Genomic DNA, 23,740 nt, shown 5'->3' with positions numbered 1-23,740 from the left:
AAAGCAGCCTCAGTATACAATAATTCCTGTTTCTAAAACGGAGTCCATCAGGACGGCGGAAATACGACCCGGCAGATGCAAGCCGGGCCTTCATTGCTTACGGTCTTGAGGCTGTACCGTCTGGTGTGCGCGCCATTGTCCAGGATGGGATTCCCCCCTCGCACGGATATTTCGCCGCTTTGGCTTCATCAATGTCAATACCCAGACCCGGCTTATCGTTCAGATAGGCATAACCGTGGTCAATCTCAGGGCAGCCCGGGAAAACATCACGCAGCGCGTCGTTCATTGGCGTGTATTCCTGAATGCCAAAGTTCGGTGAACTCAAATCCAAATGCATATTGGCGCAAACCCCGACTGGAGAAATGTCGCCCGGCCCGTGCCATGCGGTGCGCACACCGTTCAGTTCGCTGTAGACAGCAAGTTTCTTCGCCGGCGTAATGCCGCCGATGGTACTCACGTGGCAGCGAATGTAGTCGATGAGCCTGTTGTCGATGAGCGGCTTCCACTCATTCACATTCACAAACAGCTCACCCATGGATATCGGAGTGGAAGACTGCTGGCGCAGCATTTTCAGCCAGTCGATGTTTTCCGGTGCCACCGGATCCTCAAGATAAAATAGTTGATACTGTTCAAGCGTTTTGGCCAGATTAATGGCAGTCACCGGGGTCACGCGCTCATGTACATCATGAATAAATTCGATGCCAAAACCGAGCTTGTTACGCAGGTGGTCGAACAGACGCGGAACGCTTTTGGCGTAGGCGTCCGGGTCAAAGTAGATGCCGGGCGTTTTGCTGCGCGGTGAACGTTTCGGCTGAATGTTCTTCGCACGTGCCAGCTGCGTGGCGATCAGTTTAAGGTCATCGGTCCCCGCACCGCCATACATTCCCATCTGGCAGCGAACGTACTGGTAACCCTCTTCCATTCTGGCTCGGATGTTATCTTCCACTTCAACTTCATCACCACCATCGGTGTGGCAGTACAGTGGGATCCCATCACGACATTTGCCGCCCAGCAGATCATAAACTGGCATCCCCGCTAGCTTACCTTTGATATCCCACAGTGCCATGTCCACGCCGGACAATGCATTGTTCATGATCGGGCCATTGCGCCAGTAGCCGCTCACCACGCCTGACTGCCAGATGTCCTCAATACGGGTCGGATCTTTGCCAACCAGAAAAGGCGCCATGTACTCATCGATCGCGCTTTTTACCGCGAAGATACGCTGGGTAAATGTCGCACATCCCAGCCCATACAGCCCTGGCTCGTTGGTTTCTATCTTAACGACTGCCAAATCAATGCCGCCCGGCGCCGTCAGAATCGTTTTCACGTTGGTAATTTTCAGGTTACTCACTTTCACTCCTTAACTCAGCGAATTTACCGCATGTCATACCGTTGTGGATGATACAACAGATATACGTAAGTTGTCCTACAACTTTACACTGTTATATCACGCTTCTTTTACAGCGGATCGCTGCGAGTGCCATTCTGTGACAGCGATCAAACTGCGTTAAATTTAAACCAAATATATACATATAATTCAATTAATTAATATTAATTACGCGGTCGGAATGTGGAGCTGTTTGTGATCCTTGTTGCAAATTCATGGGTGAACTGTTGATTTTATCAGGGCGAAAATCCAACCTAAAAAAAGGATAGTCGTCATACAAATTAAACAAGTGAGGAAACAACATGACCGCTTTATTTGATTTAACTGGGAAAACGGCGCTGGTAACGGGTTCTGCACGAGGACTGGGCTTTGCCTACGCAGAGGGTCTTGCCGCTGCGGGTGCACGGGTTATCCTGAATGATATTCGCGCCACGCTGTTGGCCGAATCAGTGGATACGCTGACCAGAAAAGGCTACGACGCGCATGGCGTGGCTTTTGACGTCACCGATGAACTGGCGATTGAGGCAGCTTTTAGCAAACTTGATGCAGAAGGGATTCATGTTGATATCCTGATCAATAACGCCGGTATTCAGTACCGCAAACCAATGGTCGAGCTGGAGCTGGAAAACTGGCAGAAGGTGATCGACACTAACCTGACCAGCGCATTTTTAGTCTCCCGCTCGGCGGCAAAACGGATGATCGCCCGCAACAGCGGCGGCAAAATTATTAATATCGGCTCGCTTACCAGCCAGGCGGCCCGCCCGACTGTTGCCCCGTACACGGCAGCAAAAGGCGGCATCAAAATGCTCACCTGCTCGATGGCTGCTGAATGGGCGCAGTTTAATATCCAGACCAACGCCATTGGACCTGGCTACATTCTGACCGACATGAACACCGCGCTTATTGAAGACAAGCAGTTCGATAGCTGGGTGAAAAGCAGCACCCCTTCTCAACGTTGGGGTCGTCCGGAAGAGCTCATCGGCACCGCCATCTTCTTATCATCCAGAGCATCAGATTATATCAACGGGCAGATTATTTACGTCGATGGTGGCTGGCTCGCAGTTTTATAAGTCGCCCGCACTCTACCTACTCGCCTTTAAAATTGATGGCATGTGTTTACCCCGATGCATGCCGATATAACACAGGTATTATTATGAAGGCTTCAAGACAACGACTCTTTATTCTCACATTGCTGTTTATTGTGACTGCAATTAATTATATGGATCGCGCCAATCTTGCCGTTGCTGGTTCGAATATCCAGAATGATTTCAGTCTGACGCCAACACAACTGGGTTTGCTTTTCTCCATGTTTACCTGGGCCTACGCTGCCAGTCAAATTCCTGTCGGCTATGTTCTTGATCGCATTGGCTCACGTATTCTTTATGGTGGTGCGATTATTCTGTGGAGTATTTTTACCTTTATGATGGGGTTCGCCTCACACCATTTATTCGCGACGGCAACCGCTTCATTTGCAATGCTTCTGGCCTGCCGCGCATTAATTGGTGTTGCCGAAGCGCCATCCTTCCCGTCTAACACAAAAATAATCGCCACCTGGTTCCCGGACCATGAACGTGCCCGTGCGACCGCGATTTATTCCAGTGCACAATATATCGGTCTCGCGCTGCTGACGCCTGCCCTCGCCTTTATTGTGGCTAACTACGGTTGGGAAATGTCGTTTTATCTGTCCGGTGGCGCCGGTATTCTGTTTGGCATCTACTGGCTTATGTATTACCGCGATCCACAGCACAGCACTGCTGTGAACCAGGCCGAACTGGATTATATCAAAGCAGGCGGCGGCTATGGCTCGGAGAACCAATCCTCCGTGAGTGCAAAAATCAGCTGGCAAAATATTAAATTCTTCCTCAGCAAAAAAACGATTTGGGGTTTGTTCATCACCCAGTTTGCCTGCTCGTCTACGCTCTATTTTTTCCTGACCTGGTTTATTGTTTACCTGGAAAAAGGACTGCATCTCTCTATTTCCAAAGCCGGGATAGGCGCCATGCTGCCCTATATTATGGCGATGCTTGGGGTGCTCTGTGGCGGTACGCTAAGCGACATGCTGCTGAAAAAAGGAAAATCCCGAACGCTGGCAAGAAAATTACCCGTTATGACTGGCCTGTGCGTCACCATGATTATTGGCCTGGTCAATTTCTTTGAAAACCAGCCGGTTATTGCGATTGTCATTCTGTCTGTTGCGTTCTTTGCCAACGCCTTTTCAAACCTGGGCTGGGTGGTCTGGAGCGATGTAATTCCCCGTAATTTTCTTGGCACTATGGGTGGCTTTTTAAATATTTGCGGCAACCTTTCGGGGATCGTTAGCCCAATTGTTATTGGGGTTATTCTCCAGCGCACGCAAAACTTCCAGTATGCCATGTGGTATATCGCAGGCGTCGCCGGACTGGGCTTATTAGCCTACATATTCCTGGTGGGCAAAATTGAAGTGATCCTGCCTGAAAAAAAGAATGCCGACACTGTGGATAAGAATGCCATTAACCCGGCAACTGCCAACAAATAATGAGGTCATTATCAAAATGGAAAAAATAACCTGTAACGCTTGTCTGGCCCATGCGGAAAAAGACGTACGCTTTGAATCACGTGAAATCGAGCACAGTGAACATGACGTCGTCGTGAAGGTCGCCTGCGGCGGCATCTGTGGCTCTGATATTCACTACTATCAGCATGGCCGCGCGGGGATGTCTGTCCTCAAGCATCCGATGGTGATTGGCCATGAGTTTGTTGGCGTGATCAGCAAAGTGCCAGCAGGCAGCGACCTGGAAGTGGGCCAGACGGTTGCGGTGAACCCGTCCAGCCCCTGCAATCAGTGTGAGATGTGCCTTTCCGGCCATCAAAATCTGTGCGGCTCCATGCGCTTTATGGGCAGCGCGCAGTTCAATCCGCATGTGAATGGCGGTTTTTCTGAATACGTGGTGGTAAAACCGGAGCAATGCATTCCTTATGACAGGCGCGTGCCCGCAAACGTAATGGCCTTTTCGGAACCGCTAGCGGTCGCCATTCATGCAGTAAAAAAGGCGGGCCAGTTGACCGGCAAACGCGTACTGGTGATTGGCGCAGGCCCCATTGGTTGTCTGATCCTCGCGGCGGCACGCAGTGCCGGAGCATCTGAACTGGTGGCATCCGATCTCAGCCCACGCTGTCTGGAACTGGCACGCCAGATGGGGGCCACAGCGGTGATGGATCCGCGCGATGAAGAACAGGTTGCCCATTATCAGCAGCATAAAGGCTACTTTGATGTCGTGTTTGAGGCCTCCGGCGCGCCGATTGCCGTGGCATCCAGCGTCGACTTCACCCGCCCTGCCGGCACTATCGTTCAGGTGGGGATGGGCGCCAGCCCGGTAAGCTGGCCGGTGTCAACGATGCTGGTTAAAGAACTCAACTGGGTCGGCTCATTCCGTTTTATCGGTGAGTTCATCACCGCGGTACGCTGGCTGGAAGATGGGCGTGTCGATCCTCACCCGCTTATCAGCGCCGAGTTCCCGCCCCAGCAAATTGAAGACGCGCTGATTACCGCCACAGACAAAAATGTCTCTGCTAAGGTACTCATTCGTTTCGATTAACAGTGTAAAGCGCCCGGCCGGGCGCTTTGTTCTTAAAAGAGAATTGTTATATAATAAAGCACTTCGGCGACATCTTAACGGATACCCATCTTGAGCATAAAATCCATTCAAAAACAGAATGTTGTAAATGAAATTTATGATCAGATAAGCAGCAAACTGCTGGACGGCAGTTGGGCGCCGGGTAGCCGTTTGCCCTCAGAAGCGGAACTGACCGCCTCATTTAACGTCAGCCGGGTCAGCGTTCGCAGCGCAGTACAGCGTTTTCGTGACCTGGGGATTGTGGTGACGCGTCAGGGCAGCGGCAGCTACGTGAGCGAAAACTTCACCCCGCAGATGTTGAGTAACGATCCCCGCCCAATCATGCACCTTAGCCGCGAAGAGTTTCACGATATGATGATTTTTCGTCAGACCGTGGAGTTCAAATGCGTGGAGCTCGCCGTCACACACGCCACCGATGATGACATTCGCCAGCTCGAGGAAGCATTGAACAACATGCTGATCCACAAAGGTGATTATAAAAAATACTCGGAAGCGGACTACGAGTTCCATCTGGCGATTGTCAGGGCATCGCACAACAGCGTGTTCTACAACGTGATGAGCTCGATTAAAGACATCTATTACTACTATCTTGAAGAGCTTAACCGTGCGCTGGGTATTACCCTTGAAAGTGTGGAAGCCCATATCAAGGTCTACATGTCGATAAAGAATCGCGATGCCAGCACGGCCGTCGAAGTGCTCAATGAAGCGATGTCAGGCAATATTATTGCGATCGAAAAAATCAAATCTACAGAGACATCAGGGACAAAATAACCGTTGGTTACAAGCTCAAGTAGTAGAACAATTTAACATATCTGAATCCGAAATAGTTGCCATCAACTATTTAGTGACATAGTCCCACTTTAAAATCGTGGCAGTGCGGCCTGAAATCAGCGAAGCTTCAAATAGCCAATCCCCCTTAACATACAATAATTTTCATCATCATTCCCTTTATTGCTTAACCGCTTCTGCCTGGATTTTTATATCGACAACTTTCGTCATCCCCATATCGACCAGATAATCTACCCCCCACTGGGTGCGATCTATTTGCGTGACAAAATCACCGCCGCAAACCTGCGCCTTGAATATCGGGCTCATATAACAGCCAAACTTGGTGGTGGTTAAGGTGACGGGCTTAGTTACCCCCTTCATTGTTAACAAACCGTCAATAGAAACCGGTTTATTATCTTCAAAATGCCATTTTGTCGATTTAAATACTATTTCTGGATATTTTTCCGCATCCAGAATATCGCTACTGCGGATATGGTTATCAAACGCATCCACCCCGGTATTTAAGGCGCTTACGGGAATCGTCACGCGCATCTCTGCGACTTGCTTTTCCGGCTGATATTTCAGTTCGCCGCTAATAGCATAAAACCCGCCATGATTGGTTGAGGTCTGGAAATGATCGATATTAAATACCGCATTGGTATGCGTATTATCAAATTTATATACATCTGCATGAGCAGCACTTAATAAACCCAGAGACAGGACAGCACCAAGAAAACTCTTTTTCATTATATTCACTTTATATCTTAAATAAGGTGAAGCTATCTTAATGTTCCCTGTCCGCAGGATCGAGAGGGATAAACAGGAAGGACTGTTGCAAAAATAGAACGATGAAAAGGCCGTGTTACAAAAACAGCGGCTCACGAATGGGTTTATGCCAGGGCAATTTCCGCAACCTGTACCGCCTTTGTGGCGGTACAGAAGGCAAACTGACTAACGCATGATACGATCGTCGACATAACGGCGCTTATCCGGCGCGGGCGGGAAATACTGATACAGCCAGGTTTCGCTGATAGCCTCCCCCTGGCAGCGCAGGAACATACGCATATCCACCGGTGCCGTAGAATCCGAGGTCGGATACCAGTCAAACTGGATACGATAACCGTCGAAAGGCTCAACGTAGAGGATCTCAATCTGCTTCGCCTCACCGCTGGAGAGCGTAATTACCGGTTCAATGCCTTTTGGCGCGGCCGCTTTCAGATCGCCGCCGACAAAATCAATAGCAAAACGGCGCGCCCATTTATCCGGGTAATGTTCGCCCGGCGCCCAACCTTCGGGAAAGCCGCCCATCCCTGTACGGGTCGCCATGACCCGCGCAAGCGGCGATTGTACCGGCGGCTGCGCGCTCCAGTACAAACGATAATTGAACACCAGCGTATCCCCGGCTTTGATCGCTTTTTCCGGCTGCCAGAAACAGACCACATTATCCAGAGTTTCACCAGTGGTTGGGATCTCCATCAGGCTAACCGCGCCTTTCCCCCACTTACTGCGCGGCTCCACCCACAGGCTCGGACGTTTGTTGTACCAGCCCATCACATCCTGATAATGCGAGAAATCGCGATCGAGTTGCAGCAGGCCGAACCCTTTTGGGTTATCGTCCATATATGCATTGAACTGCAATTTCTGCGGATTATTCAGCGGGCGGCAAATCCACTCGCCGTTACCCCGCCACATCGCCAGCCGATCGGAATCGTGAATTTGTGGATGAATGGTGTCGCATACCCGGCGTTCATTATTCCCACAGCTAAACATACTGGTCATCGGCGCAATGCCAAGTTGCTTAATATCTTTACGGGCGTAGAGATGGTTTTCTACATCCATGATCACCTGCGTTTTTTCGCAATGGATCACAAACTTATACGCGCCCGTCACGCTGGCGCTGTCCAGCAGAGCGTAAACGGTAAACGTAGTATCGCCCGGCTTCGCGGTGTCAAACCAGAATGCGGTGAAGTCAGGGAACTCTTCCTGACCGTCAGTATAGGTATCTATCGCCAGCCCGCGAGCCGACAGGCCATACTGATAAGTATCATCTACCGCCCGGAAATAACTGGCGCCCAGGAAGGAGACGACATCGCGCCGCGCCAGTTCCGGCGCTTTAAAGACACGGAAACCGGCGAAACCGAGATCGCTCTGCCCTTCCAGTTGCGTCGTATCGACGCCGGCATCGTTGTATTTAAACAGTTCCGGGCGAAAATGAATCTCGCGAGCAAGATGCGTCGTCGTATCAACGGAAAACATGCGTACGCGACGACGAAAGCCCATCCCTACGTGGAAAAACTGAATATCGAGCTGCCGGTTGGCAACACCGTTCCAGAGTGAATGCGCCGCGTCATACTGAATGCTGTTATAGGCCTGCGGCGTCAGATTGGCGAGCGTATCCGGCAAGGGTCCCGGCGCGCCGCCCCAGGGCTTTTTCGCTAACGCCAGGGCCATTGATTGCAGACCAGCAAAATCAAAACGGACAATTTTACCATCCGCAATATCGGATTCCGCGGCAAACGCCGCCTGAGAAAAGAGGGAAGCAATACCGCTGGAACCGCACACGGCGGCCATTGCCATTGAACCTTTAATAAATCGTCTACGATTCATACCTGAAAATGAGTCCTTCTGGTCTTGTGAATGGTCCCGCGCTGGTTTTTTCAGCAGCAAGAATGTGCCCGTTTCTGACCGCTCACTCTAGACAAAATTCATTAATAATCCAATTGTTGGTCGCCTGGAAACTGTGCAAAAGCGTAAATATTTTATGTCGATAAGAACCGACCTAATCGGATGTAAACCTCACGCAGCATTCTTCAGGTTATGAAAAGTTTATTCCAGACTAACGTGATGTTTCATGACTCGTTTAAACAGCGCCAGACGCGCACGCATAAAGCGGTTTTCCACTTTAAAACCGGCAAGTTTGTTCAGTCCAATCCGCAACAGACGATCTCGCCCCCGAATGCTGGCGGGCCAGCGAACCGGGCCGTGCAGCACGTCGCGCGTGCGGCTGGCATGACGAGCGAAATTCACCCAGTAATCCGCCACCTGCGAGGCAAAGGCCAGGTCATTCTCATTCACATAATGGCATGTGGGCTCAGCCCGCGTTAACGTATCGAATACATACGGTATTTCATTGCCATGACAGGCACCATTCGCGTAGGTGTTATGCTCCGCTTCGGCGACATAATCAAACCAGTAACGCCAGCACGGTTCGCCGATCCGCTGCTGCGCTTGCATGACGACATAACCCAACGTGGTAAATACCATATCCCGACAGACCTGCCGCCCTAGCGCTTCGTCGCCTTTCACTCCAGGATAAAGCAGCCGGATTAACCCCAGGCCAACACGCCGCTCACGGCGCATTTTTTGAATTTGACCGGCAATATCGACGCCAAAAACTGCCAATACGCTGGCTTCATCGCTATTCGAGCCGATCATCACCGGTATCGGATGCTGTTTCGCCGCAAAGAAGGTTTCCAGCATCGGATGCGGCAGCACGACGTCGCCGGAAATCGGCGTCGGCGCAATTTTAAAAGGCGCGTCCAACGGCCAAAACGTCTCTGCCGGTAAAGCGCGTAGCTGCTCGGCAGTGGCATGGGCTAAGCCAAGATGTTCCGCCAGCGCAACGCCTTTTTTTAGCGCCACCTCGCGGGGCGTATCCGGCAGCGTATAACCACTCTGAATAATCGCTTTATGAAAAAGCCCCTTCGCCAACGGCGAAGCCATCAACGACAGCACGCTGCGGGCGCCGGCGGATTCGCCAAATAACGTCACATTCTGCGTATCGCCGCCAAATGCGGCAATATTGTCCTGCACCCAACGCAGCGCAGCGATTTGATCGAGTAAAGCGAAATTATGAATACACTCCGCCTCTTCGCCTTCCAGCGCCGGATGCGCGAAAAAGCCCAGATGGCCAAGCCGATAATTGACCGTCACCACGATCGCGCCGCGCTTCGCCAGCGCTTGACCGTCATAGGGCGGCAAACTTCCCGCGCCAATAGTGTAACCGCCGCCGTGTAGCCAGACCATGACCGGCAACGGTTCATGACGTACGGCGGGAGCCCAGACGTTCAGATAGAGACAGTCTTCGGAAAAATTTCCCGGATCACCGCCGCCGAGTTCACGACACCAGGTAATATCCTGCCAACTGGCGCAGGAGAAACAATCCGCCTGGCGCACATCCTGCCAGGGCGTAACAGGCTGCGGCGCACGCCAGCGTAGCTCCCCTGTTGGCGGCGCGGCATAAGGTATACCGCGCCAGATATGGATTTCTTCCTGTACGACGCCCACGATTTTACCGTGACGCGTCGCCACCAGCGGGATGGAGGGATTCAACATAACGCCTTCCTTTTACAGTATCCTCACAGCCTGTGAAGCTTACCGCTTTTAAAGCAGACCGCAACGGCGTTTACTGCGTTCTTCCGCTTCCTGATATAACGAAAATTCATCCCGTACTGCACATCCCAGCGCCTGTTCAAAGGCGTCGCGGCTGGCATTGCCGTGGCTTCTGGCCAGCATTTCATTTCCCAAATTCGACTGAAAAATGCCGGCTGCGCTGACCGGAAGAAAATCTTCATAGATAATCGGCTGCGCGATTACCCAACCGCGCTCAATAAGCGGCTGCGGATCGTCGCCAGGATGGATCGCCTGACGATGCGCCTCGCCGGAAGGCGTTAAGCGATAGCGGAACCAGGCAAGCCCCTGCTGGCGAAGCAGAAATTCGCTATCCGGAAAGGCGTTAAAGACCTCCCGCAAATGGAGTTGATGCGTGAAGTTATCCTTACCCGTTCCCGCCTTGTGCAACAGTTCGTCATATAATCGACGACCTTTTGGCGTCAGCGCGACGCCACGTTGCTCAATTTCGCCGAAGCGCGCCGTGTGCGTACCCTGCTTTTCATCAACGAAGAGCACCTGCTCTTCCAGGGCTTTGAAACTGGTTTGCCGCAACAGAATAGGCACTTCGCGGCGAGGCGGACCTTCGATAAGAATTTTAGGCGTAATGCCGCACTCCGGCATCATGGCCTGTACCCGGTCGATATCCAGAGTACGCGGCGTCAGATGGTTAATGTGACATCCCGGAAAACAGACCACGTCGGCAATTAAACGATGCTCACGATGCAGGCTGCGGTACGTTTCTTCATCAACGGTAGCCTGACGATGCCAGCGAAAAGTCTCCAGCGTTTCACGGACGAACTCTTCGGCCTGAGCAGCACTAAAACCGCCCTGCTCGTCGTACTCATCCAGCAATTGTCGGCAGCGCGATGTAAAAATATCCCGCTGCGATAAGATTTCCGCCGCCCGCTGGCGTAATGCCGCGTTTTCAATGAGCTCCAGGCGTAATAGCGAAGTGAACATGCGAAAGGGATTACGCGAGAGCGAAGCCTCGTCAATGGGACGAAATGCCGTGGAGTGCACAGGCACGCCCGCCTGAGAGAGATCGTAATAACTTACTGGGTACATCCCCATGATGGCGAATATCCGACGCAAGGTAGAAAGTTCTTCTGCGGTGCCAACACGAATGGCGCCATGTCGTTCCACGTTCAATCGCGCCAGTTCATCGGCATTAGCCAACTGCTCATGCAGTTTGGGATTATTTTCCAGCACCGCCAGATTCACGTCAGCCACAAGTTCCAGTAACGTACCGTACTGCGGAACTTCCTGCTGGTACATTGCCGACATTGCCTGCGAAAAGTGTTCCCGAATCTCATCTGCCGTGATGGTGTTCGCCATAATGTCATGCCTCCAGTGAATGTTACCTGGAGTGTAGAAAACCTCATCCATTCCGGGGAGAAGAATTTATAAAGTGTGATCCGGTCTGAATTCATTATGCAGAACGGATTGACATGAGCTGGCATATCCCCGACCACATCGCGGCTTAACACGCTTAACGGCAGTTGAATCATCAGTAAAATAAAATAGTTGTAACTTGAAATGGTAAAATGTTAATAATATTTTGCTATCAGGTTATCAAAAACAAACAACTTTACTTGTCACCCGCACGGCTCTGTTTTTAACATCGCTTATGGAAAAAAATGGTCTGTTTAGTCAGCGCATTCGGTTGCGCCACCTTCATACATTTGTCGCCGTTGCGCAACAGGGAACTCTGGGGCGCGCGGCTGAAACCCTTAACCTGAGCCAGCCAGCGCTTTCTAAAACGCTGAACGAACTGGAACAACTCACCGGAACCCGGCTGTTTGAACGCGGGCGACTGGGCGCGCAATTAACGGTTCCTGGCGAACAATTTTTGACTCATGCGGTAAAAGTATTAGATGCATTAAATACCGCCGGGCAGGCGCTGAATCGCAAAGAGGACGCCAGCGCCGATGTGGTACGTATTGGCGCGCTCCCCACCGCTGCGCTGGGTATACTCCCGGCGGCTATTGGGCGGTTCCATCAACAGCAAAAATCGACCTCGTTACAGGTCGCGACCATGAACAATACGATGTTGCTTGCAGGTCTGAAATCAGGCGAGATCGATCTGGGTATTGGCCGTATGTCGGACCCGGAATTAATGGGCGGTTTAAATTACGAACTGCTGTTTTTAGAATCGCTTAAATTAGTGGTACGCCCCGGCCATCCCCTGTTACAGGAGACGATCACGCTCAGTCGGGTTATGGAGTGGCCGGTAGTCGTCTCGCCAAAAGGCACGGTACCGCGCCAGAATGCGGAAGCCCTGTTGCAAAGCCAGGGGTGTAAAATGCCTGCCGGATGTATCGAAACGCTATCCGCATCGTTATCACGACAACTGACCGTAGATTACGATTACGTCTGGTTCGTCCCCTCTGGCGCGGTTAAAGAAGATCTTCGCCAGGCGACGCTGGTCTCATTACCCGTGCCGACCCAGAGCGCGGGCGAGCCGATAGGTATTCTTACGCGAGTTGATATCCCGCTCTCAACCGGGGCGCAAATGCTGATTGCGGCGATCCGTAAATCGATGCCGCTGTGATAGCGGCTGTCGGAGAATAAACGCGCCCGCGGCTAAAATAGCCCGCTGGCGCGACGCTTACTAAAGGAAGGATGATCGCATCGTCGCGCCAGTATCCTGTAAATGAAACGCATCAACGGCTTGCGTCAAGCGGGCGGCCTGTTCTTCAAGCGAAGCCGCCGCCGCGGACGCCTCTTCGACCAGCGACGCGTTTTGTTGCGTAACCTTGTCCATCTCAGAAATCGCCTGACTGACCTGAACAATACCGCGACTTTGCTCATCAGAGGCTGCCGCGATATCGAGCATAATATCGGTGACGCGTTTGACGGCATCCACAATCTCATTCATGGTGCTCCCCGCAGCGATAACCTCTTCAGATCCTTGTTCAATCAGGCTGACCGATGCGCCGATCAAGCCTTCAATCTCTTTTGCCGCCTGCGCGCTGCGACTGGCGAGGGTACGAACCTCACTGGCGACCACCGCAAAACCGCGTCCTTGTTCCCCGGCGCGTGCCGCCTCGACCGCCGCGTTTAGCGCCAGGATGTTGGTCTGGAAAGCGATACTGTTAATGACGGCGGTAATTTCCGAGATTTTTTTCGAGCTGGTGGAAATATTCCCCATCGTTTGTACGACCCCGGAAACCATCTGGCCTCCGCGACTGGCTTTACCGGAAGCATCTTCCGCTAGTTTGCTGGCGTGATGCGCATTATCCGCATTCTGTTTAACGGTTGCCGTCAACTGTTCCATACTGGCCGCAGTTTGTTCAATGGCGGCAGCCTGCTGTTCAGTACGAGAAGATAAATCCGTATTACCAGCAGTAATTTCGCTGGTGCCTCGATAAATTTCCTCCGCCCCCTGACGCACCGCCCCTACCGTTTGTTGCAACGCATGCTGCATCTGCTGAAGATGATGACTCAGGCGACCAATTTCACTGCGTCCTGTGGGCTCGTCAGCCATGGTCAGATCGCCGGCCGCAATGCGTTCGATACGTGACGCAGACTGCTGCAAGGGTTGTATCACCGTGCGACGCAGCACCATGAAGGTCATTAACGTCAATACCAGCGCCAACGTAAATGCGCCAATCATAAACATCATACCGAGCCGGGTACGTTGGTAAGCCTGCTCGCTAAGTAGTCTTGCCCGCTCGGTGCGCAGTTCAATCGCTTTCAACAGGACATGGTTATATGCGGCATCCAGTTGTTTTGCCTGCTCGTTTTCATGATTAATGATCGCTTCGAACATGCCATTTTTGGCAAATTTCAGCATCGGTTGCAGGCCGTTGATATAGGCGGTGTAGCGGGCGTTTAACTCGTTATCTAACGCGTCATCGGCGGGTGTTTTCACCGCTCTGGACATATAAGCGTTAAAGCCGTCCTGAGACTGCTTGATCCGCGTTTCCGCAGCGGCAATATTGGCTTTCATTTCATCCATTTCAGCAATCCGGCTCGCCGCGCCAGCGTGGATCATATTGATACGTGCGGTACGTAAGTGGTTAGCGCTGTTGGATAATCCCATCCGTACCTGAATCTCGTCCGTGACATCACGCTGATCGCGATCGGCCTGTAACAGAAAATAGCCTGCCAGCCCGGCGCTCAAAGCAAAAAGAAGAAGGATGCCACCGAGAATGGAGGAAAACAGCGGAACCAGCCGAATATGATGCAGGAAGCCCAGTTTATGCGAGGCTTGCATCGAGAATGTGTTGCCCATGACCGTCGACTCTCTTGTAAGTTTTATGCGTAAAACACGCCCGTTAGATAGTCATCGGCACTTCGTGACGTTTGCTTATCGCGAAAAGCATCGCCTTCGTCACATTTTCACAACATTCATTCCAGAAAATTCAGAAAAGCGCCAGCGGAAAATCCGCTGGCGGATGAATCAGTTATCGCCAAAATGGATAACAGTACGGATGGATTTACCCTGATGCATCAGTTCAAAGGCATCGTTAATCTGCTCCAGCGGCAGGCGGTGAGTAATAAAAGGATCTAAACGGATTTTACCGTTCATCGCATCTTCGACCATCCCTGGCAGCTGCGTGCGCCCTTTCACGCCGCCAAAGGCGGAGCCACGCCAGACGCGACCGGTCACTAGCTGGAAGGGACGGGTTTTGATTTCCTGCCCTGCTCCCGCTACGCCAATAATAATGCTTTCGCCCCAACCTTTATGACAACATTCCAGCGCTGCTCGCATCACGTTAACGTTGCCGATACATTCAAAACTGAAATCTACGCCGCCATCAGTAAGCTCAACAATAACGTCCTGGATCGGTTTGTCGTAATCATTCGGATTAATAAAGTCCGTGGCCCCCATTTCGCCCGCCAGCGTAAATTTTTCCGGATTCGTGTCGACAGCTAAAATACGCCCGGCTTTAGCCTGAACCGCGCCCTGAATAACCGCCAGCCCAATACCGCCTAAACCAAAAACGGCAACGGTGTCGCCCGCTTTCACTTTAGCGGTGTTATGGACGGCGCCAATACCCGTCGTCACGCCGCAGCCCAACAGACACACTTTATCCAGCGGTGCCTGCGGGTTCACTTTCGCCAGAGAAATTTCCGCGCAAACGGTATATTCGCTGAACGTGCTGGTTCCCATATAGTGATAAACGGGTTCGCCGTTATAAGAAAAGCGTGTAGTGCCATCCGGCATCAGCCCTTTTCCCTGAGTGGCGCGTACGGCCTGACAAAGGTTAGTTTTACCGGACTTACAGAACTTACACTCGCCGCATTCCGCCGTATACAGTGGAATAACATGGTCGCCGGGTTTCAGGCTGGCGACCCCCTCGCCGACCTCAACTACCACGCCGCCGCCTTCGTGACCCAGTACTGCCGGGAATACGCCTTCCGGATCATCGCCGGAAAGGGTAAAAGCATCGGTATGGCAAACGCCGGTATGGGTGATTTTGACCAGAACTTCGCCTTTTTTCGGCGGCGCAACGTCAATCTCGACAATTTTTAGCGGCTGACCGGGACCAAAAGCAACTGCTGCACGTGATTTCATATATCTCTTCCTGTTACGGTGAGGGAAATTGTTATTTTAGATAAGCGCGAAGAAGATGGCCGATTTCCGCCATCCGAACCGCGCGCTGATCTGGCGTAGTTTCCCCGCTGACCAGCTCATCTTTCAGATGGATTTCAACCATTTCACTCATCAGGCCATTAGACGCGCCGCGCACGGCGGCAATCTGTTGCAGAATCGCCAGACAAGGTTCGCCAGACTCAAGCGCCCGCTCCAGCGCTTCGACCTGCCCGCGTATGCGACGAACACGGGTAAGGATACGTTTTTTATCTTCAGGTGAATGCGGCATTCGACCTCCATATACTATAGGGGGGTATACTATCAGAATTTTATGTTTATGTAATTGTAAAATTACGCACAATATAAAAATCAATAGCTTATAGATTTCCGGCATAGACCATCAAGAATCAGTTCACATTCAGCATATTCAGCTCATGGGAACTTTTTCAGGCCACAGACAATAAACACCAAAGCTTTCTTTCTAAGCTGCAATGTTCTGCCCGACTGGGGCACAGAGGTAATGCCGGTAAATCCAGTCCCATTACCCAGAAGTAAATATTTGCTTAATAGTTTTTATTTACTCACCAGGTGGTAATGAATAAAGGTTATGATATGCAGATGTCAGTCTTGTAAGAACGTAACATCACAACTGCGATACACCGCCGACGGGTAGCGAAAATATCTCAACCCTGTGTCTTTCCAGGCTTAGTCAATGTGGACAAAAAATCAAATGAGCGTTATTTGAAAGATTTTTAATACCCAAAAGCGTCATCATTATTGTTAATTTGAAATCAATCTCAGGTAATAATCCATGCCTATTTCGATTTGTAAACATGGTGCTCCTTTTGTTGTTCAACATGAAAATCGGTACGGTTCCGGTGCAAGTCAGTCATCATCACTTTCAAAATCAATCCGCCATATTAGCAACTCTCATGAGGAAATAAAATTTATAAGTTGCTATAGTGCAAATGGAGCCTGTTTTTCCAATGCACAGATGCTAGCCAATGCCTCAGGGAGGCCTGTTATAGGTTACTATGGGAAAATAAATAAGTTAACAGCCAGTCTGGATAATAGCGGTCGTATATTCCGCCCACAGCATAAGCTTGCGGCCAATATTTGTTATGTAGGTAATCGGCTTCTGAGCGCTCCAGTTCAACTTGGGTTTGGCCTGAAACATCTGCTAACCTGTCACTCAAATGGTAATGTCAGATAAAGTGTTATGCCATGTCCTTCCCGGCATTGCTATTCCACAGCCTACAGATATGGGCGCTCAGTTCTTTCCTCAATCGTTGCTATGGGAAGTTCTGCCGTCATTTCACGCTCTTGCCAACCAGCATTTTATTAAAGCCTGACTTTTACCAGAGTAATTTCATAAGAGTGCCCATCTTCTGGTCTAAAAATAATAAATCTATTGTTATTTTTAGTAAAGGATTTCGACAAAATAAAACTATCATGATATCTGGCCAGGACGTAGTACCAGCCTCCATCATACAATATCATTTCGTATTCTTTCTTTAATTGTGGTTTATAGATCCCAACAAAAAAAGAAAATATAAAAAAATATATAATAAAACCAAGCATAACTATAGTGAAACAATGCCTTCGCACCCAACTGAGTTGCGTAAAACAAATCACTGGCATCAATTTACTATAAAAACGCATCCCCACCGATAAGCATAAAGCTACCAGTAAAATGATAAAAAAAAGCTCCCACAAAAACGATTCTGTTAAGAGAGAAAACTCGATAACAATTGGAATAAAGAACAAAACCGCTGCCAAAAAAAGACGTAAAAAGCTAATGTCGTGGATACGTGCTTTTTGCTTTACTAGAAAAAATAATAGAATACCCACTCCCCACGCTATTATGAATATAGCCATCAGGCTAATCGCATGGAATAGACTTCGGGCAATGTTGTCAGGGCCGACGCCTACATACCACCACGGGAAACCATAGTACGCGGAGACGCCCCAGCCATAAAAATAGGCGCTTCCCCATCCCAAACCACCTAAATAGGCCAAAAGCATCGAAGAGTTTTTAATAATTGAATCATCATTCATTATAGTTAACTCACTTAAGAAATATTTAATATGAAAATAGAAATCAAAATGTCACATAAAACACTAGCACTTTAGCAATAATAGTCGGATGATAAGTTTGTCTGTTTTTCCTGAGTATCAAGCCAGCTCATACTCACGCCAGCACACTAAAATCAGGAGTGGCTTCTTTTTTAGATCTTTGCCTTAGCCAGGCGCACACTCAATAATGATAGCAGTCAGATAATATGTACCAGGCATTAACCTCACGTTGTTGATGATATATTTACTTCGTTGAAAAACAATAAACATTGTATGTATTTTATTGGCGACGAAAAACTGTTAAAGAAGCGTAATTCCATATACACCATTTACCTGATTACTTTTCTTGCTAATATTTGCTAATTAATTATTTGCTAAAGCGTGTTTAATAAAGTAAGGAGGACACTATGCCATTGAGTGTTGGACAGGGTTATTTCACATCATCTATCAGTTCTGAAAAATTTAATGCGATAAAAGAAAGCGCACGCCTTCCGGAATTAAGTTTATGGGAGAAAATCAAAGCATATTTCTTTACCACCCACCATGCAGAGGCGCTCGAATGTATCTTTAATCTTTACCACCATCAGGAACTGAATCTAACACCGGTACAGGTTCGCGGAGCCTACATCAAACTTCGAGCCTTAGCGTCTCAGGGATGTAAAGAACAGTTTATTATAGAATCACAGGCACACGCCGATAAGTTGATTATTAAAGATGATAATGGTGAAAATATTTTATCTATTGAGGTTGAATGTCATCCGGAAGCTTTTGGTCTTGCCAAAGAAATCAATAAATCACATCCCAAGCCCAAAAATATTTCTTTGGGTGATATTACCAGACTGGTATTTTTTGGCGACAGCTTGTCTGACTCCTTAGGGCGTATGTTTGAAAAAACACATCATATCTTACCCTCCTATGGTCAATACTTTGGCGGAAGGTTTACTAATGGATTTACCTGGACTGAGTTTTTATCATCTCCACACTTCTTAGGTAAAGAGATGCTTAATTTTGCTGAAGGGGGAAGTACATCGGCAAGCTATTCCTGCTTTAATTGCATCGGTGACTTTGTATCAAATACGGACATACAAGTCGCATCTTACACCCCTTCTCACCAGGACCTGGCGATATTTTTATTGGGGGCTAATGACTATATGACACTACACAAAGATAATGTAATAATGGTCGTTGAGCAACAAATTGATGATATTGAAAAAATAATTTCCGGTGGAGTTAATAATGTTCTGGTCATGGGGATTCCCGATTTGTCTTTAACACCTTATGGCAAACATTCTGATGAAAAAAGAAAGCTTAAGGATGAAAGCATCGCTCACAATGCCCTGTTAAAAACTAATGTTGAAGAATTAAAAGAAAAATACCCCCAGCATAAAATATGCTATTACGAGACTGCCGATGCATTTAAGGTGATAATGGAGGCGGCCAGTAATATTGGTTATGATACGGAAAACCCTTATACTCACCACGGCTATGTACATGTTCCCGGGGCTAAAGACCCTCAGCTAGATATATGTCCGCAATACGTCTTCAACGACCTTGTCCATCCAACCCAGGAAGTCCATCATTGTTTTGCCATAATGTTAGAAAGTTTTATAGCTCATCATTATTCCACTGAATAAAGTTCCATCGGCTGCGGTACGCCTTGAGCAAAACACAACTCAATATCATAGTGCCGGTGGCATGAAAATATGATGCTATCTTTGCTGCCGATTGGTCAATAAGTGATACATAGTCTATGTTCAGTAAGACAAAAATGGATAGAGTCGATAAATCGCCACCGTAACTAAAATACTCACTATCACACTGACAATAAAGTATGTTTTGAATGGCTGCTTTTGCGTTTTATGACGGAAGAGTTGTTGACCAACAATCGCCCCAGGCCACCCACCGACAACCCCAAACACCAACAAAGTGGATTCCGGCACTCTGCGCCAGGTTTTACGTGCCGCCGTTTTGTCTATACCGTAGATCGCCAGCGTTAGCACATTGGCGAGCAGGAACCACATCGCGACGGGATGCGATGTAAAAATGCTTCCGACCGCAGCGAAGATCAGGAGTAAATAACAAAAGCGGTTAAGATACATATCATTATGTCATAGCAATAATTAGGGGCATCGGAGCCCATTATACGCGATACATGCGCCTATGTGATGTAGAATTTTTTTCACTCAGCCAACGAGTCATTAAGGATTCATTTTTAATTACCATGGTAATCATAAGGTAATTAACGGCTGTGAACACGATTAAAATGGGTAAAGCCACCGAAAATGTTATCACCTTAATCGTTGCCAGGATAACTTAATGAAGAACCCTCTTTATTGCTGTTTGTTATCCGGTTGGCAGTCTCAGTTTTGGATTTATTAATCGTATTTATATTTATTACATAAGATGTACGATGTTAATTTGAGAATTTTATCTCAACAACCGTATATATTCAGATATTTCTGAATTAAGATTATCATCGATTAAAACAAGTTAACGTTTTGATAAACATAACAACATCGTCAAAAATCCTGATTTGTTGTCGTTTGTTCATGAGACAAATAATTTATATGCTTGCAAATATAGATAGCACGCAAATCAACTTAGCTCAAAAAATGTATTTGACAAGAAAAGATAAGTCTTTATATTGGCCCTGGATAGAGTGGTAAGATGATAATTAGAGACATGAAAGGCACCGTCACTGAAGCATTTATCTGCTTATCATGTAAATATGTATGCGTAAATGGAGCATAAACTATGTCCAGTATACTAATGTCTATGATATCTTTACATTTTCACCTTTCATGGTGTCGCTGCACTCATATCCAGTTGATATCTCATGGTATATTCAATCCATTCCCTTTGATGATTCCTGTCAAACCTCCTGATTAAATTAGTTAACAGCGATGGAATACATAACGTTAAGTACTTTACGCCTGCAAATGTCAGGCTCACGCCCTAATGCTTAATTTATAATACGCATTACCTTACTACAGGAAATAGATAGCATGTTATCCAAAAAATTTGGCTTATCGATGATAGTGTTGGGAATAATGTCGTCTTCAGCGTTTGCTGATAGCATCGTTGAAGGGAGAACGCTCAATGTCGCAGTATCACCAGCCTCTCCCCCTATGTTATTTAAAAGTGCTGATGGCAAATTGCAGGGGATAGATCTGGAGCTTTTTTCGTCTTACTGTCAGTCACGGCATTGTAAGCTAAACATCACCGAATATGCCTGGGATGGAATGCTTGGCGCAGTGGCGAGTGGTCAGGCAGATGTCGCATTTTCGGGAATTTCAATTACAGATAAACGTAAGAAAGTTATTGATTTCTCTGAACCTTATTACATCAACTCTTTTTATCTGGTCAGTATGGCCAATCATAAAATAACGCTCAATAACCTCAATGAATTAAATAAATATTCTATTGGATACCCTCGAGGAATGGCTTACTCCGACCTTATCAAAAACGATCTGGAGCCCAAAGGATACTACTCGTTAAGTAAAGTAAAATTGTATCCAACCTATAATGAGACGATGGCTGATCTAAAAAATGGCAATCTTGATCTGGCTTTTATAGAAGAGCCGGTTTATTTTACCTTCAAAAATAAGAAAAAGATGCCGATAGAAAGCCGTTATGTTTTCAAGAATGTTGATCAGCTTGGCATTGCCTTTAAGAAAGGCTCTCCCGTGCGCGATGATTTCAACTTATGGCTTAAAGAGCAAGGGCCACAAAAAATATCTGGCATTGTCGATAGCTGGATGAAATAGTAAGCTATGTCATCAGGTAATATGCTGGCTATCTTTTATTTCCTATTGGAAGGGATTGGTAATACGCTGCTTGTAACATTTACCTGTTTTCTCTCAGCGTTTTTGTTTGGGCTTACAGTCGCCGTATTACGGCGACTATCCCCCCTTCCACTACAGAAGATACTCGACGTACTGGTCTTTATTCTTCGGGGAATTCCAATACTTATTGCTGTTTTTCTTGTTTATTTTGGATTGCCATCGATTGGCATATATGTTTCACCTCTGGTGGCCATGAACCTCAGCGTCGGCTTAATCAGTGGGAGCTATCTTGCCGAGGTGTTCAGAGGGGCGCTTAAATTAGTTGAGCCATACGAAATTACGGTAGCGAAAGTAGCAGGAATGCGTCAATTACAGGTTATAATAAATATTGAACTGCCACAGATGTTGCGATTTTCTGTGCCCGGTATTATCAATGAGTTTTCTTCTGTATTAAAAGCGACGCCCTTTGCTTATACTGTAGGTATCGCTGAAATAACGAAGCAGGCAATGTCACTGACAGCCATCACGCTGAACGGGTTACAGATCTATACTCTTGCCGGGGTATTATATTTCATTATTTATAAAGTTTTTACTCTTCTGGCCGGAGTGTTTGAGAAAAAATATCGCATCAGTTGAACCATAAAAATAGAGGTGATACTCATGGCTTTACTGAAACTAAAAGAGATAAGTAAGGAATATTCAGGAAAAAAGGTTCTTGATACGGTTAGTCTGAAAATTCAATCGGGAGACATGAAAGTAGTCATGGGGCCATCAGGTTGTGGAAAAACGACGCTTTTACGCTGTCTGCTTCGATTAGAAGAACCTGATTATGGCAATATTTATTTTCACGGGAAAAATATTTACGACAAAGAATTTACTATTCTTGAGTTCAGAAAAAAAGTTGGTTGTGTCTTCCAGAATTACGCTTTGTATCGCCATCTTAACGTCATGGATAATATTACCCTTGCCCTATGTAAAGTGTTTGGCATGCCGGGACAACTAGCCCGGGAGAAAGCCTTACATGAGCTACAAAAACTTGATATGGCCTCGCATAGCGCGAAATACCCTTCGCAATTATCGGGCGGCCAGCAACAGCGCGTCGCCCTGGCCCGTACAATGGTCACCGACCCAGAACTCATTATTTTTGATGAGCCGACGTCTGCGCTTGATCCGCTCATGACTCGTGAAGTCGGAATGTTGATCAAGCAACTTCACGACAATGGCGTCACTATATTATGCGTCACTCATGATATTCGCCTCGCCAGATTACTAAGCGATAACGTAACGTTTCTTAATCATGGCAAGATTCGTGCAGAAGGCGCTTTTACCGATCTTGCCTTACGAGAAACGGATCCAGATATCCACTGTTTTTTTAGCGAGGCACAACGATGATCGCTGGCTGGTCTCTCTTCTTTAATGACCTGACTGAACAACTGCCACTTGTTGTGGACGGTATTAAAGAAACCTGTAAACTTGCGCTGATTGTTTCCATCACCGGTTTTTTGTGGGGAATTATTATTTTCTTTCTAAGCCTGAGCCATCGCCCCGTGGTAAAAGCCATAACTCGACTGTACATGGATTTCTTTATCGGTACGCCACTCATTCTTATTCTATTTGTTATCTATTATGGTTTACCTCAATCTGGCATTCACCTGTCCTCTTTTACCGTGGCGGTTACAGGTTTTACCTTGAATGTCGGCGCATATAATGCCGCGTACATGACAACGGCCTATAACGCATTGAATAAGTATGAAACGGAGGCAGCAGTCGTTCAGGGGTTGAACAAACGGCAGGTCTTTTTGTGGATTATACTGCCTCAGGTATTGCTGTCTTCCATTCCAGCCTTAACGAATCAGGTGATTAATAACCTTAAAGACAGCACCATCGTTTTTCTTATCCAATATACTGAGTTTTTCGCGCGAATTCAGGAGGTTGCTGCAACCAGCTTTAAATTCTTCCATGCTTACCTTTTTGCCGCCATAGTGTATCTTATTGGCGTTACCTTTATCGTCGGTTTGACCCGGTTTTTAGAGCATAGACTGCTTCGCCATTACGGTCAGGGTTACTGAGTTGCACTGCACTATTCTGATTAATTCACCACTGACATTATCAAAGTTATTTTTATTTAGTGTTGGTTAAGATTTTAACCTTCATTATTGCGTTAGGTGTCCATTCT

At 47.9% G+C, this 23,740-nt stretch carries 21 protein-coding genes; 11 read left to right on the top strand and 10 right to left on the bottom strand.

Annotated elements, in window-relative coordinates:
• Positions 1-97 precede the first annotated feature (97 nt).
• On the bottom strand, positions 98-1,351 hold the full coding sequence (locus tag ACH0VJ_RS01575) for a D-galactonate dehydratase (RefSeq protein WP_000067285.1): 1,254 nt from the start codon (positions 1,349-1,351) through the stop codon (positions 98-100).
• Positions 1,352-1,689: 338 nt separating this feature from the next.
• Here ACH0VJ_RS01575 and ACH0VJ_RS01570 point away from each other — a divergent pair, with 338 nt between their 5' ends.
• The 4 genes from ACH0VJ_RS01570 (at position 1,690) to ACH0VJ_RS01555 (ending at position 5,772) form a co-directional block, all read left to right on the top strand.
• On the top strand, positions 1,690-2,457 hold the full coding sequence (locus ACH0VJ_RS01570) for an SDR family oxidoreductase (RefSeq protein WP_000125687.1): 768 nt from the start codon (positions 1,690-1,692) through the stop codon (positions 2,455-2,457).
• 83 nt (positions 2,458-2,540) lie between these two features.
• Entirely contained in the window at positions 2,541-3,902 is a 1,362-nt protein-coding gene (locus tag ACH0VJ_RS01565; RefSeq protein ID WP_000648131.1) for an MFS transporter, read from the top strand.
• Positions 3,871-4,962, top strand: coding sequence for an L-idonate 5-dehydrogenase (gene idnD, locus ACH0VJ_RS01560; RefSeq protein ID WP_001131633.1), 1,092 nt, complete (start codon positions 3,871-3,873; stop codon positions 4,960-4,962). Before ACH0VJ_RS01565 ends, idnD begins: the two co-directional genes overlap by 32 nt.
• A 90-nt stretch (positions 4,963-5,052) precedes the next feature.
• Entirely contained in the window at positions 5,053-5,772 is a 720-nt protein-coding gene (locus tag ACH0VJ_RS01555) for a FadR/GntR family transcriptional regulator (RefSeq protein WP_000023779.1), read from the top strand.
• Positions 5,773-5,949: 177 nt separating this feature from the next.
• Here ACH0VJ_RS01555 and ACH0VJ_RS01550 read toward each other — a convergent pair whose 3' ends face one another.
• The 4 genes from ACH0VJ_RS01550 to ACH0VJ_RS01535 form a co-directional block, all read right to left on the bottom strand.
• On the bottom strand, positions 5,950-6,525 hold the full coding sequence (locus tag ACH0VJ_RS01550) for a YceI family protein (RefSeq protein WP_001024319.1): 576 nt from the start codon (positions 6,523-6,525) through the stop codon (positions 5,950-5,952).
• Between the two features lie 195 nt (positions 6,526-6,720).
• Entirely contained in the window at positions 6,721-8,376 is a 1,656-nt protein-coding gene (locus ACH0VJ_RS01545; protein ID WP_001081938.1) for a glucan biosynthesis protein D, read from the bottom strand.
• 219 nt (positions 8,377-8,595) lie between these two features.
• Entirely contained in the window at positions 8,596-10,104 is a 1,509-nt protein-coding gene (locus tag ACH0VJ_RS01540) for a carboxylesterase/lipase family protein (RefSeq protein WP_000933978.1), read from the bottom strand.
• Positions 10,105-10,152: 48 nt separating this feature from the next.
• On the bottom strand, positions 10,153-11,496 hold the full coding sequence (locus ACH0VJ_RS01535; protein ID WP_023196265.1) for a VOC family protein: 1,344 nt from the start codon (positions 11,494-11,496) through the stop codon (positions 10,153-10,155).
• Between the two features lie 292 nt (positions 11,497-11,788).
• Between ACH0VJ_RS01535 and ACH0VJ_RS01530 the strand changes: the two genes are divergently transcribed.
• Complete coding sequence (locus ACH0VJ_RS01530) at positions 11,789-12,712, top strand: LysR substrate-binding domain-containing protein (protein ID WP_000414251.1); 924 nt, start codon at positions 11,789-11,791, stop codon at positions 12,710-12,712.
• Positions 12,713-12,772: 60 nt separating this feature from the next.
• On the opposite strand, the gene ACH0VJ_RS01525 is transcribed toward ACH0VJ_RS01530, so the two are convergent.
• The 3 genes from ACH0VJ_RS01525 to ACH0VJ_RS01515 form a co-directional block, all read right to left on the bottom strand.
• Entirely contained in the window at positions 12,773-14,398 is a 1,626-nt protein-coding gene (locus ACH0VJ_RS01525; protein WP_000528480.1) for a methyl-accepting chemotaxis protein, read from the bottom strand.
• Positions 14,399-14,566: 168 nt separating this feature from the next.
• A complete protein-coding gene (locus ACH0VJ_RS01520; protein ID WP_000842135.1) occupies positions 14,567-15,685 on the bottom strand; it encodes an S-(hydroxymethyl)glutathione dehydrogenase/class III alcohol dehydrogenase in 1,119 nt (372 codons plus the stop codon).
• A 31-nt stretch (positions 15,686-15,716) separates the two neighbouring features.
• Entirely contained in the window at positions 15,717-15,992 is a 276-nt protein-coding gene (locus tag ACH0VJ_RS01515) for a metal/formaldehyde-sensitive transcriptional repressor (protein WP_001120770.1), read from the bottom strand.
• A gap of 522 nt (positions 15,993-16,514) precedes the next feature.
• Between ACH0VJ_RS01515 and steB the strand changes: the two genes are divergently transcribed.
• Positions 16,515-16,916 carry a type III secretion system effector SteB gene (steB, locus tag ACH0VJ_RS01510; protein WP_001540100.1) on the top strand — a complete coding sequence of 134 codons (402 nt, stop codon included), beginning with the start codon at positions 16,515-16,517 and terminating at the stop codon, positions 16,914-16,916.
• Positions 16,917-17,044: 128 nt separating this feature from the next.
• On the opposite strand, the gene ACH0VJ_RS01505 is transcribed toward steB, so the two are convergent.
• Complete coding sequence (locus tag ACH0VJ_RS01505) at positions 17,045-17,761, bottom strand: membrane protein (RefSeq protein WP_000997195.1); 717 nt, start codon at positions 17,759-17,761, stop codon at positions 17,045-17,047.
• 425 nt (positions 17,762-18,186) lie between these two features.
• On the opposite strand from ACH0VJ_RS01505, the gene sseJ reads away from it, so the two are divergent.
• Positions 18,187-19,413 (top strand): SPI-2 type III secretion system effector SseJ, encoded by a 1,227-nt coding sequence (gene sseJ, locus ACH0VJ_RS01500; protein ID WP_001131423.1) that lies wholly within the window; start codon positions 18,187-18,189, stop codon positions 19,411-19,413.
• Positions 19,414-19,533: 120 nt separating this feature from the next.
• On the opposite strand, the gene ACH0VJ_RS01495 is transcribed toward sseJ, so the two are convergent.
• Positions 19,534-19,878 carry a DUF1294 domain-containing protein gene (locus ACH0VJ_RS01495; protein ID WP_000281185.1) on the bottom strand — a complete coding sequence of 115 codons (345 nt, stop codon included), beginning with the start codon at positions 19,876-19,878 and terminating at the stop codon, positions 19,534-19,536.
• Between the two features lie 906 nt (positions 19,879-20,784).
• Here ACH0VJ_RS01495 and ACH0VJ_RS01490 point away from each other — a divergent pair.
• The 4 genes from ACH0VJ_RS01490 to ACH0VJ_RS01475 are packed head-to-tail and all read left to right on the top strand — an operon-like array spanning position 20,785 to position 23,633.
• Positions 20,785-21,546, top strand: coding sequence for a transporter substrate-binding domain-containing protein (locus ACH0VJ_RS01490; protein WP_000949370.1), 762 nt, complete (start codon positions 20,785-20,787; stop codon positions 21,544-21,546).
• Positions 21,547-21,552: 6 nt separating this feature from the next.
• Positions 21,553-22,200, top strand: coding sequence for an amino acid ABC transporter permease (locus tag ACH0VJ_RS01485; protein WP_000094446.1), 648 nt, complete (start codon positions 21,553-21,555; stop codon positions 22,198-22,200).
• Between the two features lie 24 nt (positions 22,201-22,224).
• Positions 22,225-22,956, top strand: a complete 732-nt coding sequence (locus ACH0VJ_RS01480) for an amino acid ABC transporter ATP-binding protein (protein WP_001196340.1) — start codon at positions 22,225-22,227, stop codon at positions 22,954-22,956.
• A complete protein-coding gene (locus ACH0VJ_RS01475; protein WP_000560166.1) occupies positions 22,953-23,633 on the top strand; it encodes an amino acid ABC transporter permease in 681 nt (226 codons plus the stop codon). The genes ACH0VJ_RS01480 and ACH0VJ_RS01475 overlap by 4 nt, the downstream gene beginning before the upstream one ends.
• Positions 23,634-23,740: the final 107 nt, after the last annotated feature.

Source organism: Salmonella sp. 2020_1459 (genome assembly GCF_043847915.1).
In the GTDB taxonomy this organism is placed as follows: domain Bacteria; phylum Pseudomonadota; class Gammaproteobacteria; order Enterobacterales; family Enterobacteriaceae; genus Salmonella; species Salmonella enterica.
Note: the sequence above shows the minus strand (reverse complement) of the source record. Positions and strands in the feature narration are given on the sequence as shown.